The following is a 13,360-nucleotide window of genomic DNA, read 5'->3' as shown; positions in this document are numbered from 1 at the left end:
ACCCACCCTACCCGTTAGCCGTAGGGTGGGTGAAACCCACCATCCCTGTCACAACACCAAACCCAACTTCCGCCCTTCGTGGAACGCGTAGGGTGCGGTGCGAGGCGCGGTACAATCACCAATCCGGTGCAAGGCATGGCCCGCCAATGTTTCGGGGAACGGGTCAAAGGCTTGGTTCGTCGTGGCCATTACCAACGCCAAGACGGGGATCGTTTCCTCGGCCCCGGTCAGAAAACTGCGCAAGGTGATGCCGTTGCCGTGCCAGCGCGCAATGCAGTGTTCGGTTATCAGCCGCGCCCCTGCCCGTGCCAGCCGTTGCCGCGCGGGCATATCGGCCGAGGTGCGGGCGATTTCCTTGCCGGCAAAGGCATCGGGGGTGACGTGGATCACGGCTTTGCCCATTTCGGCCAAATGCCAGCTTGTCCCCACGCCACGCCAATTGCCGCCTTCGTCATAGACCACCACGGTATCGCCCAGCTTTGCCTCGCGGCGCAGCACGTCTTCAGGTGACCAGACATTGCCGTTTTCCAAACCCAGCAGGGTGGGATGGGCGGGGTTCCAGCGTTGGCGGCCAGACGGGTCGGGCTGCGACCCTGTGGCGATGATTGTATGGTCTGCCGGGGGCAAATCGCCCGCGTCCAGATAGGAATTGAGGTGCAGGCTGACACCCAGTTTTTCAAACTGGCGTTCATACCATGCCATCAGGTCCAAAATTTGCGCCCGCCGTGGCTGCATCCCTGCAAGGCGGAACTGGCCACCGATTTGGCCGCTCGCCTCATGGATATGGACGCGGTGGCCGCGTTCTGCAGCGACACGTGCGGCCTCTAGCCCTGCAGGGCCAGCGCCTATGACCAGTACATCCTTGGGGGTTTTGGTGGCCGCAAAAGGTTCGGACCCCCATTCCCATTCGCGCCCTGCACTAGGGTTTATCAGACACGAACTCCAATAGTCGCGCGACCGCCGCCCCCAGCACATCTGGTTGCAAGAAATACAGCCGCGCACAATGGATACCAGATCAGCCTGTCCGGATGCGATTATGCTTTCCGCATTTTCAGGTGTGCGGACATGCGCTTCGGACGTGATCTTCGCTTGGGTGACAGCGGCTTTCAGATGTTCCGTCACGGGGGCTGTCAGCTTTTCGGGGAACAGGAACGTCGGCATCAGGCGTTCAAAGTCGAGGTATCCACCATGCCCGCAGGTGATATAATCGACATCGCCCGTGGCATCATGCAGGGCCACAATTTCGCATAAGGACTTAGTTAAAAGGGTGACGTCATAGCTGTCAGAGGTAGATACAGCGAGGCCAATGATGAAGTCATCGCCACAGGTTTGCGGATGCCTTGGATGATACGCCGCGATAGGCGGGTGCGGTTTTCTACGCTGCCGCCCCATTGGTCCGTGCGGGTGTTGGACCAAGGGGTCCAGAACTGATCAAGCAGCGAATGATAGGCGGCCCACACCTCGACCCCTTGAAACCCCGCTTTTTGGCACCGGATTGCCGCGGCAATATGGGTGGCAATCAGCTCTTCAATCTCGGCCTCGGTCACGGCATGAGAGCCATCGGAATCGTGATAGCTGGGGTGGCCAGACGGCGACCAATGCGGCGCAAAAGACAGATCAGAATCGCCATGCGCGCCGATGTGGTAAAGCTGTTGGAGGATCACCGCCCCCGCATCGCGCACAGGTTCGGTGATGGCACGGAAATGGGGGATCACATCGTCGCTGGAATGGCGAAAGTTGCCGCGCGTCAGCACGCCAGTACGGTGAACGGGCATCGGTTCAGCGACAATCATCGCCGCCCCCCCTTTGGCGCGTTCCAAAAGATAAGCGCCAAACTGGGCATCCGGCAAACCATCCTTGGCCATGTTGGCGGTGTGCGCGCCAAATACAATGCGATTGCGCAAAGTATGGCCTTGCAAGTGCAGGGGGGGGTAAAAGCTTGGGGTGTTGGGTAATTGCTGCCTCCGGTTCACAGACAGCCTAAGCGGGTCGGGACGGCAAGCGTGAGGCGGACCCGCAACAGCTAGATGTCCAATCGCGTCACATGCGAGGGGGTGCCGCCAGGGTGGGCATCGAACCCACCCTGGCGGCGTTGTCACGGATTGCCAAGCAGTCCCATATTGTGCTTGTGATGTGGTGCGGTGTGACGGATTTGGATGGAGTATTGGTGCAAAGATGAAGTCGAAAACTACGGTCTAGGCTTCATCTTTGTAAAAATACTCATTTCGCCCTGATTCCCGAGATTATCCCTTCCATTGGGACGCATTAGCGCCGTTGAAGGGGGTTCGATGCCCCCTTCAACGGCATCTCGCCTTAGCTAGCGTCTGAATCCCAGCCCGAGATAGCCTTTGCTTCCAAGAACTCTTCGAGTCCCCAATGCCCGCCTTCACGCGCACGGCCCGAAGCTTTGACGCCACCAAATGGCGCACCTGCCCCGCGGCTTTGGCCATTCATTTCCACCATGCCGGACCGAAGGCGGCGCGACAGGCGGTTGCGACGGGCGCCGTCGGTGGATTGGACATAATTGGTCAACCCGTAAGGCGTGTCATTGGCGATGCGCACGGCCTCTTCTTCGGTATCAAACGGGATGATCGACAGCACGGGACCAAATATTTCCTCGCGTTCAATCGTCATGCCGGGTTTCACGTCGGCGAACACTGTCGGGCGCACGTAAAAGCCCTTGTTCATGCCATCCGGCAGGCCCGGGCCGCCAGCAACCAGCCGCGCGCCTTCATCAATGCCTTTTTGGATATAGCCTTGGATCTGGTCCCATTGGCGGCGGTTCACTACGGGGCCGATATGGCGGCCTTCTTCGGACGCGGGGCCAACCTTGATGCTGCTTGCGACTTCAGCCGCGATTTCGACGGCTTTGTCATAGATCGACCGTTCTACCAGCATCCGGCTGGGCGCGTTGCAGGATTGACCCGAGTTGTTCATCATATGCAAAACACCGCGTTTTACGGCCTTTTCATCGGCATCCGCAAAGATCAGGTTTGCCCCCTTACCACCCAGTTCCAGCGTTACGCGTTTCAGCGTTTCAGCCGCCGCCACAGAAATCGCACGGCCTGCACGGGTCGATCCGGTGAACGAAATCATCTCGACATCCGGATGCGACGACAGCTGCGATCCCACGCCCATACCATCGCCGTTCACCAAGTTGAACACGCCCGCAGGTACGCCTGCATCATGGCAAAACTCGGCGAATAGCATCGAGGATAAAGGGCTTTCCTCGGACGGTTTCAGCACGCAGGTACAGCCCGCCAAAAGTGCGGGAATGGCCTTGAGCGTGACTTGGTTCATCGGCCAGTTCCATGGGGTGATCAGCCCGACGACGCCAATCGGTTCCATCGCGATCCGGTCATTTGGGGCGTGGGGGCCCAGCGGGCGGATCCATTCCATTTCGTCAAACGCGGTCAGGAAGTTTTCCAAATGCCACGGCAAACAGGGCGCCTGATCATCGCGCGACATTGAAATCGGCGCACCCATTTCAATACTGATCGCTTGGGCCATTTCTTCGGCCCGCGCATTATACTGCGCCAAAATACCTGCAACGATGCGGCGGCGTTCAGCTGGCGGTGTAACCGACCATGTTTCAAACGCAGCTTTCGCAGCGGCCACGGCGGCATCCGTATCGGCCTTGGACCCAAGCGAGATAACAGCGCAAACCTCTTCGGTCGACGGGTCAATCACCTCGCAGTCGCGGGGGGTGGCGGGGGCGACCCATTGGCCGTTGATATAAAATTGGCGTTTGTCGAGCATGAGAGCCTCCGGTGTTTGCTTTGGCCTAAGGTGGCATCGGAACGACAGACCTGCAAGGCCCGCACTTTTGGGAAGCGGGTTTGCCATAGGCCAACCCAGCGGAAGGTAGTTTTTATCTGCGACCATTCTGTCGCAGGGGGGGTGCAAATATGCCAAACCTCGCATATGTCATGGGCAAGCCAACCAAACAGGAGACAGCCATGTCCGTTCGTATCAACGATATCGCCCCCGATTTCACCGCCGACAGCACCGCAGGCCAGATCAAATTTCACGACTGGATCGGTGACAGCTATGCCATCATCTTTAGCCACCCGCGCGATTTTACGCCTGTTTGCACAACGGAATTCGGGGCGGTTGCCCAGCTTGCCCCTGAATTTGCCAAGCGCAAAACCAAGGTGATGGGCGTTTCGGTCGATTCGGTTGAAGAGCATGTGAAGTGGAAAAAGGATATCGCCGCCGTTGCCGGTGCGCCTGCTGATTTTCCGATCATCGACGACACCTCGCTGACCGTGTCCAAAGCGTTTGATATGCTGCCCGCCGATTACTATCTGCCCGGCGCAGATCGCACCCCCGCCAACACGGCGACGGTGCGTGCCGTCTACATCATTGGCCCCGACAAAAAGATCCGCCTGACCATGACCTACCCCATGTCGGTTGGCCGCAACTTTGCCGAAATCCTGCGCGCGCTGGATGCGGTGCAAGCCACCGACGGCGTGGCGATTGCGACCCCTGCCAACTGGATGCCGGGCGAAGATGTGATCGTGGCCCTGTCGCTGGACGATGCTGCCGCCGAGGCGAAGTTTGGCACGCTGGATATCAAGCTGCCCTACCTGCGGTATGCCAAGGCACCGAAATAAGCATAGTGCGGCCCCTTGCCCGCCAAGGGGCCGCGCAAACTTTGCTTTCCTTTGCCACCGAATCCGCCTATACGCGCCCATCCGTTGCGTGCAGCGGAAACCTTAAGGGCCTTGCTGGACGACATCCCGGCACGCGCCGTCACATTCAACTATGGAGAACCCGATGTCGATTACGCCAGAACTGAAAGCCCAATTGATCAAAGAATACGCAACCAAAGAAGGTGACACCGGTTCGCCCGAAGTTCAGGTTGCTATCCTGACCTCGCGCATCGCGACGTTGACCGAGCACTTCAAAGGCCACAAAAAAGACAACCACTCCCGTCGTGGTTTGTTGATGATGGTGGCCCTGCGCCGCAAGCTGTTGGATTACACCAAATCCAAAAGCGAAGAGCGTTACCAGTCGCTGATCACCCGCTTGGGCATCCGCCGCTAAGTCTAGCTGCGTTTAGAATACCAGACGCCCGTAGCGAAAGCTGCGGGCGTTTTGGTTTTTTGGTGGGTTAGAAGGATCGATTTAGTTTGCCTCCAATATCTTTGAAGTGACGCGCTTGGGCATGGTTGCCTCTATGTCGAGGGGAAATTATGAAACATTTGTTATTCTAAATATTGCAAAAACTGACTTTTTTGGCGTTTTTGACAGGTTTTCGATAACAAGCTCTCACACAACCGTTATGTGCAGATCCAAAGCCGGAACTAGCCACGTATCCCTTTTTACATGCAGATTGGCATGGAAATACAACAAGGGAAGACATCGCCATGACATCACTTCGTAGATTTGCCGCCGTTGCCGTGACCGCCCTGACACTTGGCACCGCTGCCAATGCAGCCAATATCGTCGAAATCGCTTCGGGCGATGAGCGTTTTTCAACCCTAGTGGCCGCAGTCAGCGCTGCAGGCTTGGCCGAAACTCTTCAAGGTCCCGGCCCTTTCACGGTTTTCGCGCCAGTGAATGACGCCTTTGCTGCCTTGCCCGCAGGCACAGTGGAAACGCTGCTGAGGCCGGAAAACAAAGGCCAATTGACAGATACCCTGCTTTATCATGTCGATGATCGCAAGCTGACCGCCGAAATGATCCCAAACGGCTCGAACTATTTCAAGCCGCTGCTAGTATCGCAGCGCGTGTGCATCACCAAAGGGGCCTCGGGCGTTTCCATCGCTGATGGCACCGGAACCAGCGCCAATGTGATCATTGCCAACATTCAGGCAGACAACGGTGTTATTCACGTAATCGACAAGGTCTTGCTGCCCGGCACCCGCCCTGCCTGTCACTGATCCAACTGCAAAATCGAATGGGCCCCGAACCTTTCGGGGCCTTTCTATTTTGTGAGTGTGGACGAAGTCAGGCACGGCCCGTGTTTGATCTGTCTTTGGATAGACTTATGCCCAGAAATCGCGCGCAATCGTTCAGCGCCGAAAGGCAGACACCCCCCGCCCCTTCCCAAACCCCTTATTTTCCTGTATGCGGCGCACATCTGTGACGTGAGGCCTGCCCCCGGCCACATGCAAAGGATAGGGGGCGGCGGCAATGGGGCCGCTATGCAACGGGGGGCCCGGAACGCCGGGATGCCCCCATATAGGAAACGATGAATGTTTAACGTAACGAAAAAATCGATCGAATGGGGCGGTGAAACGCTTACTTTGGAAACGGGCAAGGTTGCCCGTCAGGCCGATGGGTCTGTCATCGCCACTCTGGGCGAAACCTCTGTCATGGCCAACGTGACCTTTGCCAAAGCGCAAAAGCCGGGCCAGGACTTCTTCCCTCTGACAGTTCACTACCAAGAGCGGTATTACGCTGCTGGTAAAGTTCCGGGTGGCTTTTTCAAGCGCGAAGCGCGGCCATCGGAAAAAGAAACCCTGACATCGCGCCTGATCGACCGTCCGATCCGCCCGCTGTTCGTGGATGGTTTCAAAAACGAAGTTCTGGTCATTTGTACCGTTCTGTCGCACGACTTGGAAAATGAGCCTGATGTTCTGGCGATGATCGCCGCATCGGCTGCGCTGACCATTTCGGGCGCACCATTCATGGGCCCAATCGCTGGCGCCCGCGTTGGTTTTGTGAACGGTGAATACGTTCTGAACCCATCTTGCGACGACATGATGAAGCTGCGCGACAATCCTGAACAGCGTTTGGACCTTGTTGTAGCCGGCACCAAAGACGCCGTGATGATGGTAGAATCGGAAGCATACGAGCTGTCCGAAGCCGAAATGCTGGGCGCGGTGAAATTCGCGCATGACAGCATTCAGCCAGTGATCGACCTGATCTGTGATTTTGCCGATGATTGCGCCAAAGAACCGTTTGAGTTCACCCCGCCAGACTATTCGACGCTGTTTGAAACGGTGAAAAAGGCAGGCGAAACCCAAATGCGTGCCGCGTTTGCAATCCGCGACAAGCAAGAGCGCACGACGGCAATCTCGGCCGCCGTTGACGCGATCAAAGCAACCCTGTCGGACGAAGACAAAGCCAATGACAACCTTGGCTCGGCGATCAAAAAGTTGGAAGCAAGCGTGTTGCGCGGCGATATCATCGGTGGCGCTGCACGGATTGATGGCCGTGACACCACGACCATCCGCCCGATCGTTTCGGAAACCGGCATCCTGCCACGGACCCACGGTTCGGCCTTGTTCACCCGTGGTGAAACCCAAGGTTTGGTTGTGACCACGCTGGGCACGGGCGAGGATGAGCAGTTCATCGACGCGCTGACCGGCACGTCGAAATCGAACTTCCTTTTGCACTACAACTTCCCTCCCTATTCGGTTGGCGAAGTGGGTCGTTTTGGCCCTCCCGGTCGTCGTGAAATCGGTCACGGCAAGCTGGCATGGCGCGCGCTTCAGGCGGTTTTGCCTGCGGCAACCGACTTCCCTTACACTATCCGCTTGGTGTCCGAGATTACCGAGTCGAACGGCTCGTCCTCGATGGCGTCGGTTTGCGGCGGCAGCCTGTCGATGATGGATGCTGGTGTTCCGTTGAAATCGGCTGTTGCTGGTGTGGCGATGGGTTTGATCCTGAACGATGATGGCAAGTATGCGATCCTGTCTGACATCCTTGGTGACGAAGATCACCTTGGCGACATGGACTTTAAGGTAGCGGGTACTGAAAACGGTATCACCAGCCTGCAGATGGACATCAAAATCGCAGGCATCACACCCGCGATCATGGAAAAAGCGCTGGCTCAGGCCAAAGACGGCCGGATGCACATCTTGGGCGAAATGGCCAAGGCGTTGACGTCTGCACAGGCGTTTTCGGCTTATGCCCCCAAGATTGAGACGATGACAGTCCCAACCGATAAGATCCGTGAAGTGATCGGTTCGGGCGGCAAGGTTATCCGCGAAATCGTGGAAGTGTCGGGTGCCAAGGTTGATATCAACGATGATGGCGTGATCAAGATTGCGTCCAACAACGCTGAAGCAATCAAGAAAGCCTATGACATGATCTGGTCGATCGTGGCCGAGCCGGAAGAAGGCAAGGTTTACACCGGTAAGGTTGTGAAACTGGTCGATTTCGGTGCGTTCGTAAACTTCTTTGGCAAGCGTGACGGTTTGGTTCATGTGTCCCAGATCGCCAACAAGCGCTTGCAGCACCCGAATGAGGCGCTGAAAGAAGGCCAGGAAGTTAAGGTAAAACTGCTGGGCTTTGACGATCGCGGCAAGGTGCGGTTGGGCATGAAGATGGTTGACCAGGTGACGGGCGAAGAAGTTGCCGAGACACCTGCTGAAGGCTGATCCTTGACGGATTGAACGACAAGGCCCCGGTGGAAACGCCGGGGCCTTTTGCGTATTATGCGGAATGCCTGCGGCATGAGCCTTTTTGCCCTTCGGGCCGTTGGGATGCGGGGCTGGCGGTTGGTCGGTTGTTTTGGGGCGGGCGGCTGTGGCAAAGAAGCGTGAGTATTTTTGCAAAGATGAAATGGGGGGTGGCGATGATCACCAAGCGATTCACCAAGGGCGATGCGGAAAGTGTGGCCGAGTATTCGGGCTGTGAGGCGTATCGCTATGCTTTGACGCGGGTTTGGGATGCGGCGGGTGGTAAGGTGGCCTTTGTGATGCTGAACCCATCCACTGCGACCGAGGTTCAGAATGACCCGACGGTGGAGCGGTGTGAGCGGCGCGCGCGGGCCTTGGGGTTTGGGGCGTTTCGGGTGGTGAATATCTTTGCCTATCGCGCCACCGATCCGCGCGTGATGCGAGCGCAGGGCGACCCTGTGGGGCCTGCCAATGATGCGGTGATACTGGCGGCGGCGGGTTGGGCGGACCGTGTGGTATGTGCTTGGGGCAGCCATGGGGGCCATTTGGACCGTGGGGCGGCGGTAGAGGCCGTTTTGCGCGGGACTGGGCGGCCCTTGTATCAACTGGGATTGACCAAGGCGGGGCAGCCGAAACATCCACTTTATATCGGGTACGATCGCCAGCCAGAGATTTGGGAGTAGGGTATGCCAGAGATTGCAGGGTTTACGCGGGATCGGGTTGATTGCGGTGAAGTGGTGCTATCGGTACAAACGGCTGGGCGGGGGCCTGCGCTGATTTGTTTGCACGGCTATCCGCAGAACGGGATGTGTTGGGCGCAGGTTGCACCCGTGTTGGCGCAGCAGTTTCGGGTTATTATTCCCGATCTGCGCGGCTATGGGCAAAGCGATGCGCCTGCGGATGACGCGGGGCATGAGGCCTATTCCAAGCGGCGCATGGCCTTGGACATTGTGGGTCTGATGGATGCCTTGGGGTTGGAAACTGCGATGGTGTTGGGCCATGACCGTGGGGCGCGGGTGGCGTACCGTCTGGCGCTGGACCATCCTGCGCGCGTCACGCGGTTGGGGATTATCGAGATTGCACCGACGGCCGATTATTGGGCGGCATGGGGGGCCGAGATGGCGATGGCGGCCTATCACTGGACCTTTCTGGCCCAGCCTGCGCCCTTGCCCGAACGGATGATAAATGCCGACCCTATTGGGTATATCGATTGGACGCTGGCATCCTGGACCCTATCCAAATCGCTGGCGGATTTTCCCGCCGCAGCGCTGGACAGCTATCGCGCGCAGGCCTGTGACCCCGCCCGCATTCATGCCATGTGCGCCGATTATCGCGCGGGGGCCACCACGGATCGGCGCCATGATGAAGAGGACAGGGCTGCTGGTCACCGGATCACGGCGCCTTTGCATTTCCTCTATGGCCACCACGGGTTTCCGGCGCGCACGGGTGATCCGGCGGGGCTGTGGTGCAATTGGGCCCATCAGGTCACCGCAGGGGCCTGCGACAGCGGGCATTTTGTGATCGAGGAGAACCCCGACGCGGTGTTGGCCGCGTTTGTTCCGTTTTTCAGCGCCCCTTAAAAACTGTTTGACGGCATCAGTGTTAGCGCATTCACAGTCAGCCCCGCGCCATTTGCAATAACGGCCAGCGGGATGCCATCCAGCAAAACGGTCGCATCATCCGACCCGTCTTCGATGATCAGTTCGACATAGGGGTCAGGATGCGCTGTGGCATCGTACAACACCACGATGTCATCTTCATCAGGGTCATAGTCGGAAATATGGGCAAGGTTGCCGCCACCAAGCCAGTCGCCGATAGTGAAATCATCCGCACCTTCGCCGCCGTGGGCATAGTCGCCCGCGCCGATGATCAGGGTATCGTCGCCCGTGCCACCGTTCAGAAAATCGACGCCTTCACTGTCGGCTGGGTCGTTGGGGTCGAACCCCCACAGCGTGTCATTTCCTGCGTTGCCATCCAGTGTATCACTGCCAGCGCCACCGTACAGCGCGTCATCGCCATAACCACCAGCCAGCCAGTCATCGCCGTCGCCGCCATCCAGCGTATCGTCACCTGACCCGCCCAGCAGCGAATCCGCGCCCGCCCCGCCTTGCAACCTGTCATTGTCCATATGGCCCGCCAGCGCATCATCGCCGTCGCCGCCTGCTATCAGGTCGTCGCCGTCATTGCCCTGTGCGACATCATTGCCAGCGCCGCCGAACACGGTGTCCGCGCCCTTGCCGCCGTCGATGTGGTCATCACCCTCACCGCCATCAATCACGTCGTCACCATCACGCCCACCCAGCAGGTCACCACCGTTCCCGCCGTTAACCGTATCTGCCCCGGCATCACCCGTCAAAATATCATCGTCATCTTCACCAATTATTAACTGGTTCTCAGGTGCGGGCGCTGGCGTGTCTGTTGATTCGGTGCCTTCGTTGTCGCCATCGGGCGACGATTCTGTCGTGGCTGCAAATTCTAATAGGTCTGTGGTGGGTGCATGGTCGGCATTAGACCCATCCGTAGCAGAATCATCTTCACCATCAGTGGCATCATCCGAATGCGCCTTCATCTTTGCAGATATGACCCCATCGGCGGCAAAACCCGCGAAAAGCGCCCCGAATAACCCTAATAGTCCCAACATGGTGACAATCCCTGTCCGATTACCAAACCAGTATTAACAATTTGTTAACCATAATTTCAGTTAACCACTTGTTATACATAAGGTTTATTCAAAGATCATGGCACAAAAACGGGCCTCGCGCCAGCGAATCGCGGCGTGACTGGGTTGGTTTGTGCAACCTTGGTTAAGGCAAAGATACGATTTGGGCGCGAAGTTTAGTCGTTGAACACCCGCGACGGGTGCAATTCCCCTGCCTTGTACACACCAACGGCCACCGCACGGCCCAGATAGCTGGCCCAGGCCTCGTCGCCAAATTCGGCGTTCGATGCCAGAACCATCCCCGGATTGCCGTTCCGCAGCCGCATGGCGCCTTCGGCTGTCGTGGGTAATTCCGGCAAATCACCAAGCCCGAGTTCCAGCGGCAACAACAGCGCATCCAGCGCGGGCGTTTTGGCAAGCTGGTCGATGGTGTCCAGCGACACCCCTTGCGCCGCATCAAACGGCCCCGACCAGGTGCGCCGCAGCCATTGCACATGGCCCAGACAGCCCAGCGCCGCCCCCAAATCCCGCGCGATAGACCGCACATAGCCGCCTTTGCCGCAGACCATTTCCAGTTCCACATGGTCGGCATCAGGGCGGGCGATCACCTCAAGGCTTTCCACCCACAAGGGGCGGGCGACCAGATCCATCTCACCACCATCGCGCGCGATGTCATAGGCACGCTCGCCGTCTACCTTTACGGCAGAAAACTGCGGCGGCACTTGCATGATGTCGCCCCGAAACGCGGCCAAACCGGCAGCAATCTCGGCATCCGTGGGGCGGGTATCGTTGGTTTCGATCACCTCGCCCTCGGCATCATCCGTACGGGTAGAAACCCCCAACCGCACAACAAATCGGTAACACTTCAGCGCATCTGTGATGTAAGGCACGGTTTTCGTCGCCTCGCCCAACGCAATGGCCAACACCCCTGTCGCATCGGGGTCAAGCGTGCCTGCGTGGCCCGCCTTTTGCGCGTCAAACGCCCATTTCACCTTGTTCACAACCGTAGTCGATCCGATGCCCGCAGGCTTATCTACCACCAACCAACCCGAAATCGCGCGGCCCTTGCGTTTGCGTGCCATGATGATGCCCCTTTAGGTAAAAATGCGTGGCTAGCCCGCAGGCCGTGGCGCGTCAAGCCGCTGCTATTTTGCGCCGACCAGCCCCACGATTGGCCCCATCTGAAAGCCGAAATCGTTCCGGCGGATTTCTGGCGCATAAAGACGGCTGATCTTGCCATCAAAATACAGCGCATTGGGGGTTTTCAGCACATCGCGAAACAGCCGCCCAAAGTCATAAAAATTCACCGCGCGGCCCGAGATTACGAAAAAGGCGGTCTTGCCATCGCGCGACACGCCAACCCCGTTGCGGATATAGCGGCTATCACCATCCCGCAAGAATCGCGGATGCAAGGCGCCATCAATCGCCAGCATCGGCCCCGATTGCGTGGCAAAGCGGCAGGCAGGGGGTTTGGCGGCAAAGGCCCGCGATTCCACCACCGAAAACTGCGCACCAATGCAAAACACCCCGTTCGGCAGCAGGCCGAAATTGCCGGGTCCGTCACTGGTGATAATCCGCGCGCGTTCCACTCCGTCTGTCACCAGCAAGCCCACAGGCGCACGGTCGGCGTGGTACATGCCGGCATTCATGGCAAACAGCAGCTTTTCGCCCGTCGCGCCCAGCGCTTCGTCAACGCGGCCAAAGCTGCCCAAAACGGCACCATCGGCGCCAGTATGAAACAGCCTCAGGTCCTGATCTGCCGTAACTTCGCAGACGGTATAGGGTTGGTTTTCAAAGTCCATATCGCGGCAGGCCGCCGATGCCGCCGCAGGCATCACCAACGCGCAAAGCAGGATAAACGCCCTAAGCGTCATCACCGTCACGCGGTGCGGCCTCGACATCGCGGCGCACCCGTTCGTCATCCAGCAAACGGCGGGTTTCATCCAGCTGGTCAAAGGTTATATCGCGGCGAAACCGCAGTTCGGGCACATGCTTGATAATCATGCCTTTGCTGACATGGTGGCGCAATTCGCCCTGATGGCGGGCCAGCAGGGTAATCGCCTGCTCCACATCCTTGCCGCCCAAAGGCATCACATGCACCGTCGCCACACGCAAATCGGCAGACATCTGCACCTCGCCCACGGTGATATAGAACTTGTTCAGCTCCGGATCATGCACATCGCCACGCGACAGCACCTCGGATAAAATCCGGCGGATCAATTCACCAACACGAAGTTGGCGCTGCGAAGGCCCCTTGGCCGAGGTAAGGTTTTTATGTGCCATGCCCCTCACATAGGGCGGAATCGCGGCACCCGCAACGGTCCGCGCAGTCACATTCGCGCGC

13 protein-coding genes are annotated in these 13,360 nt (G+C 58.3%); 6 read left to right on the top strand and 7 right to left on the bottom strand.

The genetic code is table 11. The annotated features are described in order from the left end of the window. Positions 1 to 48 precede the first annotated feature (48 nt). The 3 genes from G560_RS19920 to G560_RS0105475 all read right to left on the bottom strand — a co-directional run bounded on the left by G560_RS19920 (position 49) and on the right by G560_RS0105475 (position 3,759). Positions 49 to 1,239, bottom strand: coding sequence for an FAD-dependent oxidoreductase (locus G560_RS19920; RefSeq protein WP_231575860.1), 1,191 nt, complete (start codon positions 1,237 to 1,239; stop codon positions 49 to 51). A gap of 20 nt (positions 1,240 to 1,259) precedes the next feature. Then, entirely contained in the window at positions 1,260 to 1,904 is a 645-nt protein-coding gene (locus G560_RS21465; protein ID WP_231575859.1) for an oxidoreductase, read from the bottom strand. A gap of 409 nt (positions 1,905 to 2,313) precedes the next feature. After that, a complete protein-coding gene (locus tag G560_RS0105475; RefSeq protein ID WP_022703306.1) occupies positions 2,314 to 3,759 on the bottom strand; it encodes an aldehyde dehydrogenase family protein in 1,446 nt (481 codons plus the stop codon). A gap of 200 nt (positions 3,760 to 3,959) precedes the next feature. Between G560_RS0105475 and G560_RS0105470 the strand changes: the two genes are divergently transcribed. The 6 genes from G560_RS0105470 (at position 3,960) to G560_RS0105445 (ending at position 9,937) form a co-directional block, all read left to right on the top strand. Further along, entirely contained in the window at positions 3,960 to 4,616 is a 657-nt protein-coding gene (locus G560_RS0105470; protein ID WP_028913762.1) for a peroxiredoxin, read from the top strand. Between the two features lie 163 nt (positions 4,617 to 4,779). Next, positions 4,780 to 5,049, top strand: coding sequence for a 30S ribosomal protein S15 (gene rpsO / locus G560_RS0105465; protein WP_028913761.1), 270 nt, complete (start codon positions 4,780 to 4,782; stop codon positions 5,047 to 5,049). 323 nt (positions 5,050 to 5,372) lie between these two features. Next, the gene (locus G560_RS0105460) at positions 5,373 to 5,888 is read left to right on the top strand and encodes a fasciclin domain-containing protein (RefSeq protein ID WP_022703303.1); all 516 of its coding nucleotides are present in this window, start codon (positions 5,373 to 5,375) and stop codon (positions 5,886 to 5,888) included. Positions 5,889 to 6,203: 315 nt separating this feature from the next. Next, positions 6,204 to 8,336, top strand: coding sequence for a polyribonucleotide nucleotidyltransferase (gene pnp, locus G560_RS0105455; RefSeq protein WP_022703302.1), 2,133 nt, complete (start codon positions 6,204 to 6,206; stop codon positions 8,334 to 8,336). 197 nt (positions 8,337 to 8,533) lie between these two features. Beyond that, positions 8,534 to 9,040 carry a DUF1643 domain-containing protein gene (locus G560_RS0105450; protein ID WP_028913760.1) on the top strand — a complete coding sequence of 169 codons (507 nt, stop codon included), beginning with the start codon at positions 8,534 to 8,536 and terminating at the stop codon, positions 9,038 to 9,040. Positions 9,041 to 9,043: 3 nt separating this feature from the next. Next, entirely contained in the window at positions 9,044 to 9,937 is an 894-nt protein-coding gene (locus tag G560_RS0105445) for an alpha/beta fold hydrolase (RefSeq protein WP_022703300.1), read from the top strand. Here G560_RS0105445 and G560_RS18640 read toward each other — a convergent pair. From G560_RS18640 to rbfA, 4 genes are all read right to left on the bottom strand, one after another. Further along, positions 9,934 to 10,998 (bottom strand): calcium-binding protein, encoded by a 1,065-nt coding sequence (locus G560_RS18640; protein WP_081647607.1) that lies wholly within the window; start codon positions 10,996 to 10,998, stop codon positions 9,934 to 9,936. The two genes, G560_RS0105445 and G560_RS18640, sit on opposite strands and share 4 nt — an antisense overlap. Positions 10,999 to 11,192: 194 nt before the next feature. After that, positions 11,193 to 12,098, bottom strand: coding sequence for a tRNA pseudouridine(55) synthase TruB (truB, locus tag G560_RS0105435; RefSeq protein WP_022703298.1), 906 nt, complete (start codon positions 12,096 to 12,098; stop codon positions 11,193 to 11,195). A gap of 63 nt (positions 12,099 to 12,161) precedes the next feature. Beyond that, on the bottom strand, positions 12,162 to 12,890 hold the full coding sequence (locus G560_RS0105430) for a phosphodiester glycosidase family protein (RefSeq protein ID WP_022703297.1): 729 nt from the start codon (positions 12,888 to 12,890) through the stop codon (positions 12,162 to 12,164). Next, positions 12,880 to 13,299: a 30S ribosome-binding factor RbfA gene (gene rbfA / locus G560_RS0105425; RefSeq protein WP_028913759.1), complete on the bottom strand. Its 420-nt coding sequence runs from the start codon at positions 13,297 to 13,299 to the stop codon at positions 12,880 to 12,882. The genes G560_RS0105430 and rbfA overlap by 11 nt, the downstream gene beginning before the upstream one ends. Between the last annotated feature and the right edge of the window lie 61 nt (positions 13,300 to 13,360).

It is taken from the genome of Pseudorhodobacter ferrugineus DSM 5888 (assembly GCF_000420745.1).
GTDB lineage: Bacteria > Pseudomonadota > Alphaproteobacteria > Rhodobacterales > Rhodobacteraceae > Pseudorhodobacter > Pseudorhodobacter ferrugineus.
Note: the sequence above shows the minus strand (reverse complement) of the source record. Positions and strands in the feature narration are given on the sequence as shown.

Bases quoted from the DNA above. Each gene is read 5' to 3' on its own strand.
- G560_RS0105475 (WP_022703306.1), bottom strand. From the start codon at position 3,759: ATGCTCGACAAACGCCAATTTTATATCAACGGCCAATGGGTCGCCCCC.
- G560_RS0105470 (WP_028913762.1), top strand. From the start codon at position 3,960: ATGTCCGTTCGTATCAACGATATCGCCCCCGATTTCACCGCCGACAGC.
- rpsO (WP_028913761.1), top strand. From the start codon at position 4,780: ATGTCGATTACGCCAGAACTGAAAGCCCAATTGATCAAAGAATACGCA.
- G560_RS0105460 (WP_022703303.1), top strand. From the start codon at position 5,373: ATGACATCACTTCGTAGATTTGCCGCCGTTGCCGTGACCGCCCTGACA.
- pnp (WP_022703302.1), top strand. From the start codon at position 6,204: ATGTTTAACGTAACGAAAAAATCGATCGAATGGGGCGGTGAAACGCTT.
- G560_RS0105450 (WP_028913760.1), top strand. From the start codon at position 8,534: ATGATCACCAAGCGATTCACCAAGGGCGATGCGGAAAGTGTGGCCGAG.
- G560_RS0105445 (WP_022703300.1), top strand. From the start codon at position 9,044: ATGCCAGAGATTGCAGGGTTTACGCGGGATCGGGTTGATTGCGGTGAA.
- G560_RS18640 (WP_081647607.1), bottom strand. From the start codon at position 10,998: ATGTTGGGACTATTAGGGTTATTCGGGGCGCTTTTCGCGGGTTTTGCC.
- truB (WP_022703298.1), bottom strand. From the start codon at position 12,098: ATGGCACGCAAACGCAAGGGCCGCGCGATTTCGGGTTGGTTGGTGGTA.
- G560_RS0105430 (WP_022703297.1), bottom strand. From the start codon at position 12,890: ATGACGCTTAGGGCGTTTATCCTGCTTTGCGCGTTGGTGATGCCTGCG.
- rbfA (WP_028913759.1), bottom strand. From the start codon at position 13,299: ATGGCACATAAAAACCTTACCTCGGCCAAGGGGCCTTCGCAGCGCCAA.